This window comes from Selenomonas sp. (genome assembly GCF_057272215.1).
In genome coordinates, this window is the sequence record NZ_DBHIUY010000002.1 from 209,320 (window position 1) to 226,511 (window position 17,192).

At 58.2% G+C, this 17,192-nt stretch carries 15 protein-coding genes, 1 tRNA gene and 1 pseudogene; 5 read left to right on the forward strand and 12 right to left on the reverse strand.

Going from position 1 to position 17,192, the window contains the following annotated elements; genetic code table 11:
- Positions 1-12 precede the first annotated feature (12 nt).
- A complete protein-coding gene (hemL, locus tag ACO5Z0_RS02910) occupies positions 13-1,329 on the forward strand; it encodes a glutamate-1-semialdehyde 2,1-aminomutase (RefSeq protein WP_485649134.1) in 1,317 nt (438 codons plus the stop codon).
- 250 nt (positions 1,330-1,579) lie between these two features.
- Here the strand turns inward: hemL and alr are convergent, their stop codons facing one another.
- The 4 genes from alr to ACO5Z0_RS02930 all read right to left on the reverse strand — a co-directional run bounded on the left by alr (position 1,580) and on the right by ACO5Z0_RS02930 (position 5,917).
- Positions 1,580-2,698, reverse strand: coding sequence for an alanine racemase (alr, locus tag ACO5Z0_RS02915; protein WP_485649135.1), 1,119 nt, complete (start codon positions 2,696-2,698; stop codon positions 1,580-1,582).
- Positions 2,699-2,736: 38 nt separating this feature from the next.
- On the reverse strand, positions 2,737-4,014 hold the full coding sequence (gene serS, locus ACO5Z0_RS02920; RefSeq protein ID WP_485649136.1) for a serine--tRNA ligase: 1,278 nt from the start codon (positions 4,012-4,014) through the stop codon (positions 2,737-2,739).
- 108 nt (positions 4,015-4,122) lie between these two features.
- Complete coding sequence (locus ACO5Z0_RS02925) at positions 4,123-5,127, reverse strand: hypothetical protein (RefSeq protein WP_485649137.1); 1,005 nt, start codon at positions 5,125-5,127, stop codon at positions 4,123-4,125.
- A 127-nt stretch (positions 5,128-5,254) separates the two neighbouring features.
- On the reverse strand, positions 5,255-5,917 hold the full coding sequence (locus ACO5Z0_RS02930; RefSeq protein ID WP_485649138.1) for a hypothetical protein: 663 nt from the start codon (positions 5,915-5,917) through the stop codon (positions 5,255-5,257).
- Positions 5,918-6,237: 320 nt separating this feature from the next.
- Between ACO5Z0_RS02930 and ACO5Z0_RS02935 the strand changes: the two genes are divergently transcribed.
- Positions 6,238-6,441 (forward strand): hypothetical protein, encoded by a 204-nt coding sequence (locus ACO5Z0_RS02935; protein ID WP_442672838.1) that lies wholly within the window; start codon positions 6,238-6,240, stop codon positions 6,439-6,441.
- Between the two features lie 4 nt (positions 6,442-6,445).
- Positions 6,446-7,288 carry a diaminopimelate epimerase gene (dapF, locus tag ACO5Z0_RS02940; protein ID WP_485649139.1) on the forward strand — a complete coding sequence of 281 codons (843 nt, stop codon included), beginning with the start codon at positions 6,446-6,448 and terminating at the stop codon, positions 7,286-7,288.
- 279 nt (positions 7,289-7,567) lie between these two features.
- Here the strand turns inward: dapF and ACO5Z0_RS02945 are convergent, their stop codons facing one another.
- The 4 genes from ACO5Z0_RS02945 to ACO5Z0_RS02960 form a co-directional block, all read right to left on the reverse strand.
- Complete coding sequence (locus ACO5Z0_RS02945) at positions 7,568-8,569, reverse strand: ABC transporter substrate-binding protein (protein WP_485649140.1); 1,002 nt, start codon at positions 8,567-8,569, stop codon at positions 7,568-7,570.
- A 117-nt stretch (positions 8,570-8,686) separates the two neighbouring features.
- Positions 8,687-9,430: an ABC transporter ATP-binding protein gene (locus tag ACO5Z0_RS02950; protein ID WP_485649141.1), complete on the reverse strand. Its 744-nt coding sequence runs from the start codon at positions 9,428-9,430 to the stop codon at positions 8,687-8,689.
- Between the two features lies 1 nt (position 9,431).
- Positions 9,432-10,433 (reverse strand): FecCD family ABC transporter permease, encoded by a 1,002-nt coding sequence (locus ACO5Z0_RS02955; protein ID WP_442676823.1) that lies wholly within the window; start codon positions 10,431-10,433, stop codon positions 9,432-9,434.
- A 256-nt stretch (positions 10,434-10,689) separates the two neighbouring features.
- Positions 10,690-10,765, reverse strand: a tRNA-Ala gene (locus tag ACO5Z0_RS02960).
- A gap of 254 nt (positions 10,766-11,019) precedes the next feature.
- On the opposite strand from ACO5Z0_RS02960, the gene ACO5Z0_RS02965 reads away from it, so the two are divergent.
- Both ACO5Z0_RS02965 and ACO5Z0_RS02970 read left to right on the forward strand, forming a co-directional pair.
- Positions 11,020-11,952, forward strand: a complete 933-nt coding sequence (locus ACO5Z0_RS02965; protein ID WP_485649142.1) for a sugar ABC transporter substrate-binding protein — start codon at positions 11,020-11,022, stop codon at positions 11,950-11,952.
- A 16-nt stretch (positions 11,953-11,968) separates the two neighbouring features.
- Positions 11,969-13,695: pseudogene (locus tag ACO5Z0_RS02970) on the forward strand (methyl-accepting chemotaxis protein).
- Positions 13,696-13,845: 150 nt separating this feature from the next.
- Here the strand turns inward: ACO5Z0_RS02970 and ACO5Z0_RS02975 are convergent.
- From ACO5Z0_RS02975 to dnaX, 4 genes are all read right to left on the reverse strand, one after another.
- The gene (locus ACO5Z0_RS02975) at positions 13,846-14,088 is read right to left on the reverse strand and encodes a pro-sigmaK processing inhibitor BofA family protein (RefSeq protein ID WP_485649143.1); all 243 of its coding nucleotides are present in this window, start codon (positions 14,086-14,088) and stop codon (positions 13,846-13,848) included.
- 1 nt (position 14,089) lies between these two features.
- On the reverse strand, positions 14,090-14,695 hold the full coding sequence (gene recR / locus ACO5Z0_RS02980; protein ID WP_485649144.1) for a recombination mediator RecR: 606 nt from the start codon (positions 14,693-14,695) through the stop codon (positions 14,090-14,092).
- Between the two features lies 1 nt (position 14,696).
- The gene (locus ACO5Z0_RS02985) at positions 14,697-15,032 is read right to left on the reverse strand and encodes a YbaB/EbfC family nucleoid-associated protein (protein WP_442672829.1); all 336 of its coding nucleotides are present in this window, start codon (positions 15,030-15,032) and stop codon (positions 14,697-14,699) included.
- 86 nt (positions 15,033-15,118) lie between these two features.
- Entirely contained in the window at positions 15,119-17,110 is a 1,992-nt protein-coding gene (dnaX, locus tag ACO5Z0_RS02990) for a DNA polymerase III subunit gamma/tau (protein WP_485649145.1), read from the reverse strand.
- Between the last annotated feature and the right edge of the window lie 82 nt (positions 17,111-17,192).

A 17,192-nucleotide genomic window follows, 5' to 3' on the forward strand; every position in this document is an offset into this window, starting at 1 on the left:
AAGGAGCAAGATATGCTGAACTTGGAAAAATCCGCAAACGCCTTCGATGAAGCGAAAACCCTCATGCCGGGCGGCGTCAACAGCCCCGTGCGCTCCTATCAAAACGTCGACTGCAATCCGCCCTTTATCGCGCGCGGCGAAGGGGCGCACATCTTCGACATCGACGGCAACGAGTACGTCGACTATGTGCTGTCGTGGGGTCCGCTCGTCGCCGGACACGCGCATCCCGCCGTCGTAAGCGCACTGGCTGACGCCGCCGCACGCGGCACGAGCTACGGCGCGCCGACGACGCTCGAATCCGACCTCGTGCGCCTCGTACAACAGGCATATCCTTCCATGCAGCTCGTGCGCATGGTGAACTCGGGCACGGAAGCGACGATGAGCGCTCTGCGCCTTGCACGCGGCTTCACGGGACGCTCGAAGATCGTCAAGTTCGTCGGCTGCTACCACGGGCACAGCGACAGCCTGCTCGTCGATGCCGGCTCGGGGCTTGCGACCTTCGGCGTGCCGTCAAGTCCCGGCGTGACCGAGGGCGTCGCCAAGGACACGATCACCGTGCCATTCAACGACCCGGACACCATCACGCGCGTCATGGAAAAGCATGGCAAAGACATCGCCTGCATCATCGTCGAGCCTGTCGCGGGCAACATGGGCTGCGTCCTGCCGGAAAACGGCTACCTCGACACCTTGCGCGCGCTGACCGAAAAGCACGGCGCACTCCTCATCTTCGACGAGGTCATGTGCGGCTTCCGCGCCTCCTTGGGCGGCGCACAGGCGGCGTACGGCATCACGCCCGATCTCACCTGCCTCGGCAAGATCATCGGCGGCGGTCTGCCGTGCGCGGCGTACGGCGGCAGGCGCGACATCATGGAGCAGATCGCGCCCGCAGGTCCCGTCTATCAGGCGGGCACGCTCTCGGGCAATCCGCTTGCCATGACGGCGGGCATCGAAACGCTCAAGATCATCTTGAAAGAGCCGGAGCCGGGAGAAGCCGACGCGAGCCGTGCGCTCACGCTGAAGACGAAGAAACTCGTCCTCGGAATGGAGACCGCCGCACGCGAAGCGGGCGTCAAGATTCAGGCGCACCAAGCCGGCTCGATGTTCAGCATATTCTTCAGCGAGAACGCAGTCAAAGACTATGCTGCATCCGTCGCCTGCGATCAAGAAGCCTTTAAGGTCTGGTTCCGCGCCATGCTTGAACAAGGCATCTACCTCGCTCCCTCGCAGTTCGAGACGCTCTTTCTATCACTCGCCCACACGGACGAGGACATCGACCGCACGATCGCAGCGTCGGAAAAAGCGTTTGCACAAGTCAAGGAATCAAAATGAAAATGCGGTACGCCAATGCGTCTGACTAGCCGCATCAACGTACCGCAAAAGCTGACGTCTGATAGAGCTGAAAAGGTACTGCCGGCAAACGGTCAGTCCCCATCGGCGTTTCATCAAAGAAAGCCGCCTTCGGTTTAGGAAACCGAGGGCGGCTATTCTTATGCTTTGCCGACGATATCAAAATATGGTATAGGAATCGTTGATAAAATAACGTCGCCCCGATTTGCACGCCGCTTTGTGCGTGTATCTTTCAGACATACGCGCGCGGTACGCGCGGCGCGATGAGACACGGGATCTCGTAGTTGATCGTGCCGAGCCATGATGCGACATCGTCGGCAGTGAGCGTCGCAGAGCCGAAGAGCGTGACTTCCGTGCCTTCTGCAACGCCTTCGATATCGGTGACGTCGATCATGCACTGATCCATGCAGATGCGTCCGACGACGGGAGCCGCTTTGCCTTCGATTTCGACGTGCGCCTTGTCCGAGAGGGCGCGGATGTAGCCGTCGGCATAGCCGAGGGGGAGCGTCGCGATGCGGCTCTTTCGCTTCGCGCACCATGTGCAGCCGTAGCCGATGGCAAAGCCCTCGGGCACGTCCTTGAGAAACAACACACGCGCCTTGAGCGCCATCGCGGGGCGAAGCGGCGACTTCTCGCAGACGGCGCGCGCGACTTCTTCGCTCGGATACATGCCGTACTGAATGATGCCCGCACGCACCATGTCGAGATGCGCTTCAGGCATTTGGAGGATCGCCGCGCTCTCAGCGATATGGCGCAACTTCAGATGCACGCCCGCCGCTTCTATGGCTTCTGCGGCACGCATAAAGAGCGCAAGCTGCCCTCTGGCGTGCGCCTTGTCTCGGACGTCTGCCATAGCGAAGTGGGAGAACGCGCCCTCCAGCTCAATATTCGGCAGCGCGGCGATATCACGCGCAAGCGCGGGCGCCTCTTCGCTCGTGCAGCCGATGCGCCCCATGCCCGTGTCGATGGCGAGGTGCAGCTTCACCGTCTTTTCCTGCGCGAGGGCTTCGGCGGAAATGGCTTCGGCGAGCGCGAGATTCGCGACGGTCTGCGTCACATCGAGGGCGACAGCTTCGGCGACTTCCAGAGGGTCGATGAGTCCGAGGACGAGGAGCGGCGTCCCAATCCCCGCGCGGCGAAGCTCGGCGGCTTCTGAGAGCGTGGCGACGGCGAGGTACGCCGCGCCCGCCGCGATCGCCTCCTTCGCGACGGCGAGGGCGCCGTGCCCGTAAGCGTTCGCCTTGACGACGGCGCAGAGCTTTGCACCGCCACAGAGCGCCTCGCGAATCACGCGGTAATTGTGCCGGATCGCTTCGAGACTAATTTCAGCCCGGACGGCACGCTTGCTCATGGGAAAGCCCCCTTCGCTTTGATGGTCGTGCCGTTCCCTCACGGCTTTTCGATGACTTCTACGCCGCCCATATACGGCACGAGCGCCTTCGGTACGCGCACGGAGCCGTCTTCTTGCTGATAGTTTTCGAGGATCGCCGCGACCGTGCGCCCGACGGCAAGCCCTGAGCCGTTGAGCGTGTGGCAGAACTCGGGCTTCGCCTTCGGCTCGCGGCGGAACTTGATGTTCGCGCGGCGCGCCTGATAATCGAGGCAGTTCGAGCACGAGGAGATCTCGCGGTAGGTGTTCTGCGCGGGCATCCAGACTTCGATGTCGTAGGTCTTTGCCGACGTGAAGCTCATGTCGCCCGTGCAGAGCAGCACGACGTGATAGGGAATCTCCAAAAGGCGCAGCACATCTTCCGCCGCATCGACCATGCTTTCAAGTTCATCCCAAGAGTCTTCAGGCTTCGTGAACTTGATCAGCTCGACCTTGTTGAACTGGTGCTGACGGATGAGGCCGCGCGTGTCGCGCCCCGCGCTGCCGGCTTCTGCGCGGAAACATGCCGTGTAGCTCGTGTAGCGCTCGGGCAGTTTCCTGCCGTCGAGGATTTCGTCGCGGTGGTAGTTCGTCGTCGGCACTTCCGCCGTCGGCACGAGGTAATAGTCGAGGCCTTCGAGTTTGAACATGTCTTCGGCGAACTTCGGCAGCTGTCCCGTGCCGATCATGCTCGCCTCGTTCGCGATGTAAGGCGCGAGCATTTCCGTGTAGCCGTGCTTTGTCGCGTGCAGATCCATCATGAAGTTGATGCAGGCTCGTTCGAGCCTCGCGCCGAGTCCCTTGTAGAAGGTGAAGCGTGCGCCCGTGACCTTCGCCGCACGCTCGGCATCAAGGACTTCGAGATCGGCGCCGATATCCCAGTGCGCCTTTGGCTCAAAGCTGAACGTTCGAGGCTCGCCCCAGCGACGCACCTCGGGATTCTCCGTGTCGTCCTTGCCGACGGGCACGTCGTCCTTCGGCATGTTCGGGATGTTCAGGAGGATGGTGTGCAGCTCGTCTTCCACCTCGCGCGTCCGAGCGTCGAGATCGGCGATCTTTTTGCCGACCTCGCGCATTTCGGCGGAGATCGCCGCGACGTCCTCGCCCTGCTTCTTCTTCGCGCCGATCTCCTTCGACACGCTGTTGCGCCGCGCCTTGAGTTCTTCCGCCTCCTGCAGGAGCGTGCGGCGCTTCTCCTCAAGCTCCTTGAAGCCGCTCAGATTCAGTGCGTTGCAGCGCTTTTCGAGCATCGCCTGCACCTCGTCGATATGATCCCTGACAAATTTGATGTCCAGCATGACTGCGTCCTCCCATCGGCAGGGAGCGCCTGCCGCAAAATCTTTTCGTATCTTTGTATTATAGCATAGGCAAGGCACTCACGGCAAAAGGCTTGTCGCCATGCTTCCTTAGATCCGAATTTCGAACCCGCCGTGCTCGCCATCCTTCTTCCCTTCGCGGTCTTGGCGAATCTCCGCGATGCGCGTGGCTTTTCGCGCTTCTTCCACCGCCTGCGCACGCGCTCCATCATCCATCATACCGCTCGCTTCGCGAAAGGCGGCAAGCGCCTCCGAAAGCGATGCGAGCATCGAGGTGTCCGGTGCGGCGGCTGCTGTATCCGTCGAAGGCGGCATCTTCGCCGCGCCTGCGCTTGCCGAAGCCGCATCGCGTGCTGCGCCCGCCGCTTCGCCTGTGCCGTCCGCCGCTTGCGTTCCTGCTGCGCCGCGTGTCCAATCACCGGCGATGGCACAAAGCCCTGCGGCGGCGACGGCGGCGGCGCGATCAGCTTCACGCTTTTCACGCGCGGCGCGGATCGTTTCAAGCTCTGCCAGAAGCTCCGCCTCACGCGCGGCACGCATCGCGGGCGTCGGCGCGTCCTTTTTGCGGCGCAAGAACGCATAGGCGAAAACACCTGCGATAGCGGCCAAAAGAACGGCGACGAGCGCCAAGTGCAGCATGTCGAACCCCTGCGGCTCCTCGGCTGGCGATGTACTTACCGTGCGCGTCTCGCTGCCTGTCATGCTCGTATGCTCCGTTTGCGCCGCTTGAGCCGCCGGCGGCAGCTTCGCCGCCTCGGATACAGTCGCTTGGCTCTTCGCGCCGCCCGTATCGGCTGCGGCATTTGTCGGCGTTTGCTCAAGCTTTCCCTTTGCAGCGCCGTCTTGTTCTGCGCCCGCCCCCGTCGTCTTTCGCTCAGGCGCACCCATGAGCCGCTCGCCTGCTGCGCGTGCATTCGCCGCTGCATCCTGCCCCGTCTGCACGGCGGCAGCGGCTCTCTCCTGTGCGCCCTCGACCGCCGCCTGTCCCGATGCGCCGAAGTCCGGCAGCCCGCCGACCGCCTCGGATGCACCCGCAAATCCCGGCACAGTCGGCGGCGTCGGCGCAGTCGGTTGTGCCGGTCCTGCAATCGCCATGCGAATCATCCCCCTCAAAAATCTTTTCGCAGCGTTTTCCTGATACACACAAATAATGAATACATTCAGTCTCGCCGCAGTTCATGCAACACGAATAAACATAGCTCCTGCACAAGTGCGTGTACAGCTATGCCTTGATATTAATTTGTCGTTTACCATTTTTTCTAAGGAAGTGCGCGGTCGAACGACTATTTTGCTGAGAAACATGTTTCATATCCCCGGCGCCGATTCCATAAATCGGCGCGGCTGCATCGTCTGTCGCATCGCTCTCATGCAGTGCAGGGGGCGTTTCTACCGCGTATGCCTGCGTAGCGCGGAATTGTATAATATTAAGCTGCATCGAAGATATGACTTTTTTTCCATTTTCAATCGTCAGCGGATTTTCCAGTCGGAACTTATTGAGCATCGTATCCGTCGCATCATCGAAGTCACGCAGGATGCGATTAGCAAGATGCTCCGTTTCCCGTGCAAGCGCATCGCCCTCTCCTGTCTGCTCAGGAGATGATCCGCCGATCGCAATCAAATAAGACGCGCTCGCTGCATCGCTGCCGTCCTCTGTTTCGCCATTGAGCAGATTCGACGCCTTTGTCGTACCAAAGTGGAAATGCCCGCCGCTCAAATCATTTTTCCGATCGCTTTTATTCGCATCATTTTTTAGGGTTTCTATCATTTGCTTTTGCAGATCAGCAAGCTGCTGCATCATCAGTTTCAGCAAGCTCTCTTTTGTTTCCAACCTTGCTTCATCATTGCTTTTGACTAAACATAGCAATACCCGATACTTGTCACGCAAATTGATCGTGAACTCCTTTTCTTTTCAGCAGCAAAAGACAAAAATCTACGATACAATTTAATCGAAATTTTAGCAAATTATCTTAAGAGCAGATCCCAGATTTCCATGAAATCCCAAGAAGTCACGCCCGAAGGCGAAGACCGATTGGCTAACGTGAGAACATCGTACAGCATGCCTCTCGGATGATGTCATTGCAGAAAAGGGACGGGAAAGGGCATCATGGCGCCGAGCGTGACGGCTGAACGCCTTCGCTTGACAACATATACCCATACATGTATAATGAAACATACCAATAGGGGTATATGCAAAGGAGAATCGTTATGAATGCAGAAAAAAGACGCGGTCGGTCGGCAATACATGGAGCCGTCACAGGCAAACAGGACTTGGCAAAACGCTCGTTCTTCGCTAAAATAAGGGAAAACTGCATGGCGACCGAGGCACGCGTACTCGAAGAAAGCTATCGGAAAGGCAACGCTTTCGGCGCTTCCTTCTGGTCGTTCTTTGCAAAACACTCTTGGGGGTAAAAGTATGGCGTTTTCCTTTACGAAGTGGCAGGGCTGCGGCAACGATTTCATCCTTGTGAACGGTTTTGCCGAGCGGCTTGCCGAGGACGATCTCGCTGCACTATCGGAGAAGGTCTGTGACCGTCACTACGGCATCGGTGCAGACGGGCTGATCCTCGTGCTGCCGTCGGAAAAGGCAGATTTTCGTATGCGCATCCTGAACGCAGACGGCAGTGAAGCCGAAATGTGCGGCAACGGCATCCGCTGCTTTGCGGGCGTTGTGCATGACGAAGGCTTGAGCGATCAGGCGTCGTTTACCGTTGAAACGGGCGCAGGCATCCTTGTACCGCGCCTGCATTTTGCAGACGACAGGCTCAGAGGCGTATGCGTCGATATGGGCGAGCCGATCCTCGCGGCGGATCGCATTCCCGTCGAGGGGTTCGGCTCGGCGCATGTCATCGAACAGCCCATTACAGCTGCAGGCGAAACGCTTTCCATGACATGCGTTTCGATGGGCAACCCGCACTGTATCATTTTTGTCGATGACGCAGATCGCGTGCCGATCGAAAAACTCGGTCCTGCACTCGAAAGCCATGCGCGCTTCCCGAAAAAGACGAATGTCGAATTTGCCACAGTCAAAGACCGCACGCACATCCGTATGCGCGTCTGGGAGCGCGGCGCAGCCGTAACACTCGCCTGCGGCACAGGATCGTGCGCGACGCTTGTCGCCGCCGCACTCGCGGGACGCACGGGAAAGGAAGCGGAAATCGAACTTGACGGCGGCAAGCTGCAAATCGAATGGGCAGCGAACAATCACATCTACATGACAGGCCCCGCCGAAAAGATCTTTGCAGGAACATACGAATGAGCGTATCCGGGATTTCTATAGCAAAAGGCGCCGTACCGATTCGCTGGAATCGGTGCGGCGTCTTTTTTATTGTTCTTACCATGAAGCCCCAATCGCTCAAGCCGAAGGCGCAGAGCGATTGACTAGGCTTCTGTAAGGGCGTCGCACAGTGTCAACAAATTGGACGTTTGTGCGTGTATTTCATACAAAAATCAGCCCCGAAGCCGAAGCCTCGGGGCTAAACTTACTGCTGCTATTATAAGATCACACTGCCGCCCATTGTCTGCTTAGGGAAGAGATTTATTGGAGCCGAATGCCGTGAATCTCTTCGGCGAGACGTTTGAGCGCTTCGACGGTGCGTACGCCCGGGGTGATTTCCGAAAGTTTCACTTTGAGGAAATGGTTTTCTTTGACGGCTTTGACATTCGCGAGCTGCGGATTGTCCTTAATGGCGGCAACCTTTTGCTGGAAATCGTCGTCGTTTCTTATGCCGTTGCTGTAGTCGGCGATGATGATGTACTCGGGGTCGGCGGCGACGACGCTTTCCCATGTCGCGGCTGCCCACGTCTTATCTACGCCGGCATCCGCCATGACATTTTCTGCGCCGATGAGCTTGAGGATATTCGTCGTGTATCCCTTGTAGGCGGTGAAGGGTTTGCCGTCGGATGCATCATAGATGAACACGCGCTTTTTCGGCAGATCTTTGATCTTCTCCTGCACAGCGACGAGGATTTTCTTCTGTCCGTTGACCCATTCCTGTGCTTTCGTCTCGACGCCGAAGATGGCTCCGAGCTTCTGCATATCGTCGAATACGGTGTCGAGATCTGCATCGAGCTTTTGCATCGAGGACGGGATGTAGATCGGTACGCCTTGCGCAGTGATCGAATCGGCGGGGATACCGCGTTTCGTGAAGGGAACTTCCCAGCCTGTCGCAAAATCAGGCTTTTCCGCCATGAAAGTTTCGTAGGACGGCCACTTCTCCGACAGCACTTTGACCTTGTCGTACGCTGTTTGCAGCGGCGGATAGATGTCCTCTTCCTTCATCGCTGTGCCGACCATCTTGTCCTCAAGTCCGAGCGCGAGCATCATTTCCGTCGTCGCCTGCGACATTGAAATGGCGCGGCTCGGCGCCTTTTCCACAGAGGCGGTCGTCTCCTGCCCGTTGAGCGTTTGTGTCCACGACACAGGATAGCCCTCGGTCTTTTCCGTCGCTTTTTTCGCGTCGCCGCCGCAGCCTGCGAGTGACGCGAGGAGCAGCGCGGCGATGCTTACGGTCGCCGCTCTTTTCAGCCATTGTTTCATAAAATGAAAACCTCCTTCATATATTTCTGCCGCAGCATTTGCTGCGATATAAAGACGCCTTTCTTTGCCGAATAAAAATCCGTACACATTGGACGAGTCGCATAAATCCGTATTTCTTTAATAGTTCAAATAGACGCGACCATCTTTTTCAAAGCGCACGAAGGGTACGCCGAAAATCTCTTCTAAGAGCTCGGTGCGCATGACGTCGGCGGTATCCCCCTCTTCGCGGATGCGCCCATGCTTCATGACGACGACGCGGTCGGCGTACTGCGCGGCGAGCGACAGATCGTGCAGCACGAGGATGATCGTGCCGCCGTAGGTGCGCAGCGTGTTCATGAGTGCGACCTTGTATCGGACGTCGAGGTGGTTCGTCGGCTCGTCCATGAGGATGAGTTCAGGTCGCTGCGCGAGCACCTTGGCGATCATGACGCGCTGGATCTCCCCGCCCGACATGCTGCCGATGCGCCGCCTCGCCATCACCTCGATGCCGACTTCGCGCATGGCGCTTTGGGCGATTTCGTAATCAGCTTCTGTATAGTCACGAAATTGCCGCTTATAGGGAAAGCGCCCCATGACGACGACATCTTCAACGGTGAAATCGGCGATGGTTTCGCGCTGCTGCGGCAGCATCGCCGCCCTCTGCGCGTAGGCGTGCGACGGAATCCCGCTGATGTCCTTGCCGCAGAGGAAGATGTGCCCGGGAGCTGCGCGATTTTTCCCAAGGAAGGACATCAAGGTGCTTTTTCCCGAGCCGTTTGCACCAAGAATCGCCGTGATTTTTCCTTCGGCAAAGTTGACCGATACGTCGTGAAGAATCGTTTTATCACCGACGGCAAACGATAAATTCCTGACCGAGAGCATATCAATACCCTCCGTACTTGCGGCTGATGATCCAGAGGAATACGGGAGCGCCGAGACCTGCCGTCAGGATGCCGATGGGAAGCTCCTCCGGGCGAAAGGCGCTCCTCGCGAGCACATCCGCCCAGATGAGTACGATGCCGCCGAAAAGCGCCGTAAACCACAGGAGCACGCCGTGCTTCGGCTCGCTGAAAAAACGCGCCGCATGTGGAATGATGAGTCCGACGAAGCCGATGATGCCGGAAAGCGCCACGACGATCGCCACGACGGCAGACGAGAAGAGCACGATGAGACGCTGCAGACGCATGACGGACATACCGAGATGGCGCGCTTCCTCCTTGCCGAGCAGCAGGATGTCAAGCTCGTGGCGCAGAAGCCAGATAAAGAGCATGAGCGCCGCAAGCGCCGCCGCCATGACGGGAACCGCTTTCCACTGAATGCCCGTGAGACTTCCCATGAGCCAGAACATGGCGCTTCTGACTTGCGCCTCGTCCTTTGCGCCGTAAATCGCGAGCATTGTCAAGGCAGAAAAGAGCGCCGAGATACCCATGCCCATGAGTACGAGGCGAACAGGGCTGCCGCTCCGTCCCGTCAGAAAAATAACGAGCGCTGTCGAGAGCGCCGCGCCGAAAAAAGCGCCGATGTAGATGCCATAGCCGAAAAGCTGCTGCGCCAGCCCCGAGACGATGCAGACGACAGCCCCCGTGCTCGCGCCCGCCGAAACGCCTAGAATGTAGGGATCGGCGAGGTAGTTCTGCGAAACCGTCTGCATCAAAAGCCCCGTAAGCCCCAAGGCAGCGCCGGCGAGCACGGCGAATAAAATGCGAGGCAGACGGATGTCGAAGAGGATCATCGCGTTTTTCGAGGTTTCCCCTGCAAAGGCGGCAGATACCTCGGAGAAAAGCGTATCGGTCGGCAGCGTCACCGAGCCGAACCCCAAGGCGAGTACGATGCTGCCGACGAGCAGGAGCAGCAAAAAAGCAGCGCGCAGTTTCAATGACTTCATTCGTTCCCTTCCTCTTTTCCAAACCGCAGGACAGGCATCGCAGGATGCGGAAAGGCTTTGCAGTAAGATTCAAAATCTCACCTGCATCCAATCATACCCAAAACGAATGATCTTGTCAATGCAGATCTGCCGAAAACATAGACTTGCGCCCACTGCCGCCCTTTCGCTAAGGAAATTTGTGCCCGTCCTCGTGCGCAAAATCCTCATCGGCAATAAAAAAGGAACCGGCATCTCGCCGATTCCCTGTTTGTCGATCTGGTGGAGACGAAGGGGATTGAACCCTCGACCTCTCGGATGCGAACCGAACGCTCTCCCAGCTGAGCTACGTCCCCATATCGTACTTTATGAGTATACTGCATGTCCAGTAAAAATGCAAGCGAAAATTTTTGATTTTCCCAATAGACCCATGACCCAGGAGAGCATTGATAATATATTTTTCTTCGAAGCAGGAAAATAGCATTGGGGATAGAATAAGAATGGAACAGAAGAACTATATATATGCCAAATGGTCGAACACGACGCATGTCTGCCTGCTGCGTGCGAAAGAGGCAGGCTGCGGCGGCTTTACAAGAAAGGGCGTGGGAGCATGAACTTGACGAGAAAATGTTTGATCTTTCTCTTGGTGGTCTTGGGGTGTTTTTATCTGACGGGCTGCGGGGGTTCCGGCGCAGGGGAAGCGGGCAAGGTGATCTACGCCAACCATAACGACGACGATGCATTCGCCATGCATCTCAAGAATACGTTTGCCGAAAAAGCGAAGGCTGCGGGACTTGAAGTAGAGTTCCTCAACGGCAAGGGCGACAGCAATCTGCAGATCGATCAGCTGAACGAGGCGATCGACAATAAGGCAGCCGCTATCGTGCTCTTAGCTATGGATGGGACGAGCATCGTGCCGACGATCGAGAAGGCTCGCAAGGCTGGCATCCCCGTCGTCATCATGAATCGCGACGTCAACGATCCGAAGGTCATCGGCGCCTTGTCCGACGACCGCGAGGCGGGCAGAATGCAGGGCGAATTCATGGCGAAGAATCTGCCGCCGAACGCCAAGATCGTTTATCTCATGGGCGAAAGCTCCTTGAGCGTCGCCGTCAAGCGCTGGGAAGGCTTCAAGGAGGCATGTCTCGACAAGCGTCCCGACATACAGCTGCTCGCTTCTGTGGATGGAAGCTGGAGCAGGGCGGAGGGTATGAAAGCCATGACGCTCTGGCTGAGCTTCTTCCCCGAAATTCATGGCGTCGTAGCTGCAAACGATGAGATGGCGCTCGGCGCAATTCAAGCCTTGAAGGCGGCGAACCGACTGCAGGGCTGCCTCGTGACGGGCGTTGATGCGACGCCCGACGGGCTTGCTGCGGTCGAAGCAGGCGAACTTTCGCAGACGATCAAGCAGGATGCAGAGGGACAGGCGGCAGGCGCGGTCACACTCGTACAGGGCTTTTTGAGCGGCAAAGCGCCGACCGAGAGTCTCGATATTCCGTTCACCTCCATCACGCAGACAAACGTCGCGCAGTTTGTGAAGTAAGGGGGGGGACGAGAAAATGAGCAATTTTACGATAGGCAGTGAGATCTTGAAGGATTACAGCGTCAAGACGAAGGTCGCGATTCTTTCCGTATTTCTCATCCTCACCGTGATCCTCGTCGCCGCCGTCGGCGTTTATTCGAGCCATTCGGCGAAGCAGGCGCTCGACGATATGTATCATCGCAACTTGATGACGACGCAGTATTTGAATGACGCGAACAATCGCCTGCGCAGCATCAATGTCAATGTTTCTTACATCGTGCAGCAGAATTTCACGCCGGAGAACCGACAGATTCTCCTCGATGATATTGCCGGCAATATCGCGGGCATTCGCCACGACATCAACGAATTAAAGAAGATGCGTCTGAGCGATCGCGCCCAAGCGGCGGTTGAGACGCTCGACCAGGAACTTGATACGGCGGATGCCGCCGTCAAGGCTGTCGGCTCCTTGGGTACCGCGCCCGAGGATAAGGCAGCGGCGTACAGCGAGCTGTCGTCTTTGACGGCAATCGCTGCCAACATGCAGGTCTCTTGACGCCGGACAACGTGTTTCAGGGCAAGCTGCTCTTCGAAGCGAATAATGCGCAATATACGCGCATGCTGGGGATTTTCGCCGCGATCATTCTCATCAGTTTGATCCTCGGCGTCCTCATGTCGCGCGTCATCGCCGACAATATCTCCGCGCCGCTCAATACGTCGATCGAGCACTTGAATGCTGTCGCGGCGGGCGATCTGAACCGCGAAATACCGACGACGCTTTCCAATCGCGCCGATGAGATCGGCGTCGTCGTCAAGGCTTTGATGAAGATGCAGGGCTTCATGAAGCAGGTGCATGAAGAAGCTGAAAAGACAAACGCCGTCGTCGGCGAGCTTGAGACGATGATCCATGCGATGAACGACGAGACGCAGGATATGTCCGCTGTGACAGAGGAAATGTCAGCGGGGATGCAGGAGACGGCGGCTTCGACGGCGAGTATGCAGCAGGTCAGCGGTCACTTGAGCGAAGAGATTCAAAGCACGGTACAGGCGATGAAGAAGAGTGAGACGTACACGCAGGAGATCGCCGAGCGCGCGACCAACCTCAAGGCGAAAATGGAGCAGGCGCAGGCGGCGTCAAACCGCGTTTACGCTTCGACCAAGACCTCTATGGAGGACGCCATCGAGTCTGCCAAGGTCGTGCAGGAGATCGAGACGCTTACGCAGGCGATCACGGACATCGCCGAGCAAACGAACCTGCTCGCCTTGAACGCGAGTATCGAAGCGGCGCGTGCCGGCGAACAGGGACGCGGCTTCTCGGTTGTCGCCGGCGAAGTCGCCAAGCTCGCCGAACAGTCGCAGGAAACGGCAGAGAAGATCAAGAGCCTCACAAGCCAAGTCACAGGCGCAATGGACGCCTTGTCGAAGGGCGCGTTTGACCTTCTGCACTTCATCGACGACGACATACGCAAGGACTACGCGCAGATGGACGAAACCGCCGTACAGTATAAGGATGACGCTGAGTTCTTCCATCGAACGGCGAAGAGCAGCACGAAGAGCTCCGAGGAGCTGCTCGCGTCTGTGCGCAACATGAATCAGTCGATGGAAGAGATCGGCCGTGCGACGCACGAAAGCGCCGACGGCAACACGCGCATCGCCGAAAACATCGTCGGCATGGCAGAAAAGTACGCCGATATCTTGGAAAAGGTGCAGGGCTTCAAGGAAGGCACGGAACGCTTGAAGAACCTCGTCGCAGCATTTTCGAAATAAAAAAGACGGCGCATGAGTCGATTCGGCTCATGCGCCGTTTGTCATTCGAGCGATTCAGCGCCGCCCTCTCAATGCTTCGAGAGCACGTCATGATGAGCATCGAGCGAGGAATTGCACCTTATGCCGCGTCGCATGACGACTGAACATATTTTATACATAGCTCCATGCGAGGATGCAGAACACGCCGGGGACGCCGCAAATACCTGCAATGAGTGCTGTGAGGATGTTGATTGTCACAGAAAAGCCGAGGAGCTTGACGATGGAGAGCAGTACTGCGCCGATGATGCTGTTGACAATGAACTTTTTGAGCAGGCGAAAGGGCATCGCCAAGAGTTTTGCCAAGATCGCGAGCAGCAAAAGACCGACGGCGAGCGCCGCGATGATTTCGAGCATATCAGATTTCCTTTCTGTTTTCGATCGCCTTGGCGAGCGTGACTTCGTCGGCATATTCGAGATCGCCGCCGATGGGCAGACCATGCGCAATGCGCGTGACTTTAAGCCCGGCGGGTTTCAAAAGGCGTGCGAGGTACATCGCCGTTGCTTCTCCCTCGACAGTAGGGTTCGTCGCCATGATGATCTCCGTCGTTTCTGCGCCCCTTTTCCCCTCAAGACGGTGCAGCAGCTCCTTGACGCGCAGGTTTTCAGGTCCGACGCCGGAAAGCGGCGAGAGGGAGCCGTGCAGCACATGGTAAAGCCCCTTGTAATCCTTCATGCGCTCGATAGCGGCGACGTCCTGCGGCTGCTCGACGACGCAGATCTTCGAGCGGTCACGCTTTTCGGAGCTGCAAATCGCGCATGGATCTTGATCGGAGAGATTGCAGCAAACGCTGCAAAAGCCGATCTTCTCCCGCGCTTCTAAGATCGCCGAAGCGAGAGCGCGCGCTTTCGCTGCATCCATATCCAAGACGTGATATGCAAGACGCACTGCCGTCTTGGAGCCAATGCCCGGCAGTGCGCGAAAGTGTTCGATGAGTTTTGCCAGTGGTGCGATATATTGCATCTTAGAACATGCCCGGCGGCAGGCCAAGACCGCCCGTGAGTTTTCCCATCTCGCCCGCCATCATGTCGTCAACTTTCTTGACCGATTCATTGAAAGCAGCGGCGAGAAGATCCTGCAGCATATCGACGTCCTCGGGATCGACGGCGGCAGGATCGATATGAAGCGACTGTACTTCTTTTTCACCGTTCATGACGATCTTGACCGCACCGCCGCCCGCCGATACTTCGACGGTCTTCCGCTTGAGTTCGTCCTGCATCTTCTTCATGTCGTTCTGGAGCTTCTGCACTTTCTTCATCATACCCTGCATATTGCCCATGTTTCCCATTCCACCAAACATTGTATTTCTCCTTTCAAAAGCAGGTGTTGCGCCTGCGTTCTTGTCCTGTCGCTTCCTATGATTATAGCCTTAAAGCGTCTCTTCGGTCAACTGTTTTCGCCCGACGGCGCGTCTTCGTCGGCGGGCGGCGGCGCATCATCATCGTCGGGCGGCGGCACGTCGGCAAAGGACGGCGGCTCTGCGGCGGGCGGCGCCGCTTCTCTTGCCGCGCCTTTATCCGCATCCGCCGCTGTTGGAGCGATCGCCCTGCCGCTGGCGGCAAGGGCAGCGATGCGCTGCTCTGCGGGCAGATCGACGAGACGTCCGCCGAGAAGATCGACGGCATTTTGCAAGCGGCTTCGCTCTTCGGGCGAGAGCGCATTCTCGTCGATCGCAAGCGGTTTCGGCGCAGGACGGCGCGGCTTGATCTCTGCAAGCGGCGGCTTCTTCTTTGGCGCAGGCGGCGCAGGATGCGGCGCCGCAATCGCTTCGCACGCGAGAGCGATCGGTTCGCCCAGGATCTCAGCGAGCGCCTCTTCGATGATCTTGCGATAGTCGTCACGCGCCGTGCGCCGTGCAAGCAGAGGGCTTGCAAAGTGCAGGCGGAACGTGCCTGCGCCGCTTCCGGCAAAAGACGCGCCTTTGAGACAAGCCAGCACGGAGATGCGCTGCTTCTCCTGCAAGCGACGCAAAAGCTCGGCATAGACCTTCTCGCCCTCGGGATCTGGCGCGGCGGGTACGGCGGGCGCAGCTGCGCCCGCGCCGTCCTGCGGCGTGCGCGGGCGCGGCGGGGCAGCGGAAGAAGCAGCCTGCGCCGCTCGACTTGCCGCCCGTGATGCGGCAGTCGGTGCAGAAACCGGTGCAGGAGCAGCTCTCCCCCCCGCCGCAAACGCTGCCTTGAGGGCGGCAAGCTCTGCCTCAAGGCGGGCAATGCGCGCTGTATCGTTGGGGGCAGGTGCAGGCAAAGCGGCGGCAGAAGCGGCGTACATCTGCGCCGCCGCGCTTCCCTCGCCTGCTATCGGGCGGCAAAGTGAGAGCAGCGCGACCTCGATGGTGATGCGCGGCTGCGGCGTCCAGCGAAGCTCTGCCATCGCTTCATGCAGGCGTTTGATCATCGCCATGATCTGTGCCTGCGTGAACAGCGCCCTTTGCTCTTCAAGCGCCGCCTTGGCGTCTGCTGAAAGGTCGAGCGCCTTGAGCGCCCCCGCCGCCTCGTAGAGCATGAGACTCCGAAGATGCAGCGTAAGCTCCGCCATGAGCTGCATCGGATCTTTGCCGCCCGCAAGAAGCGAAGCGAGTACATCGAGCACATCGCCCTTCGCACGTTCGCCAATCGCCTTCGTCAAGCGGTAGATCGGCTCATGGCCGATGAGACCAAGACTCTCCTCGACGTGCGCCGCCGTCAGCGTCCTGCCGTCAAGAAGCGCGCATTGATCGAGAAGCGACAGTGCATCTCTCATACCGCCGTCCGCCTGCTGTGCGATGAGATGCAGCGCAGCCTCCTCGCAGGGGATCTCCATCTCCTGCGCGACGTAGGCGAGACGTGCCGTAATCTCCTCGACCGTAATGCGCCGAAAGTCGAAGCGCTGGCAGCGCGATTGGATCGTCGCCGGCACCTTGTGCGGCTCCGTCGTTGCAAGGATAAAGACGACGTGCGCGGGCGGCTCCTCCAGCGTCTTTAAAAGCGCGTTGAACGCTTCCGTCGTCAGCATATGCACCTCGTCGATGATATAAACCTTGTAGCGTCCTTCGGCAGGCGTAAACTTCACCTTCTCGCGCAGATCGCGCATCTCGTCAATGCCGCGGTTCGACGCCGCATCGATCTCAAAGACGTCGAGCGCCGTACCGTCGGCGATCTTTGTGCAGCTTGTACAGGCGCCGCAAGGTTCGGGCGTCGGACCATGCACACAGTTCAGCGACTTCGCAAGAATCTTCGCCGTGCTCGTTTTACCCGTGCCGCGCGGCCCTGAAAAAAGGTAAGCATGACCGATGCGCCCCGAAGAAATCGCATGAGAAAGCGTCCTCGACACAGCATCCTGCCCCACAAGCTCCTTGAAGCTGCCCGGCCGCCATTGGCGATAGAGCGCGATGTAAGCCATACTCCGCCTCCTGTCCTGAAAAACATGCGCCGCGCCATGAAAAAGCACGCGCTCCAAACGCATAAAAAAGCTGCCGCGCAAA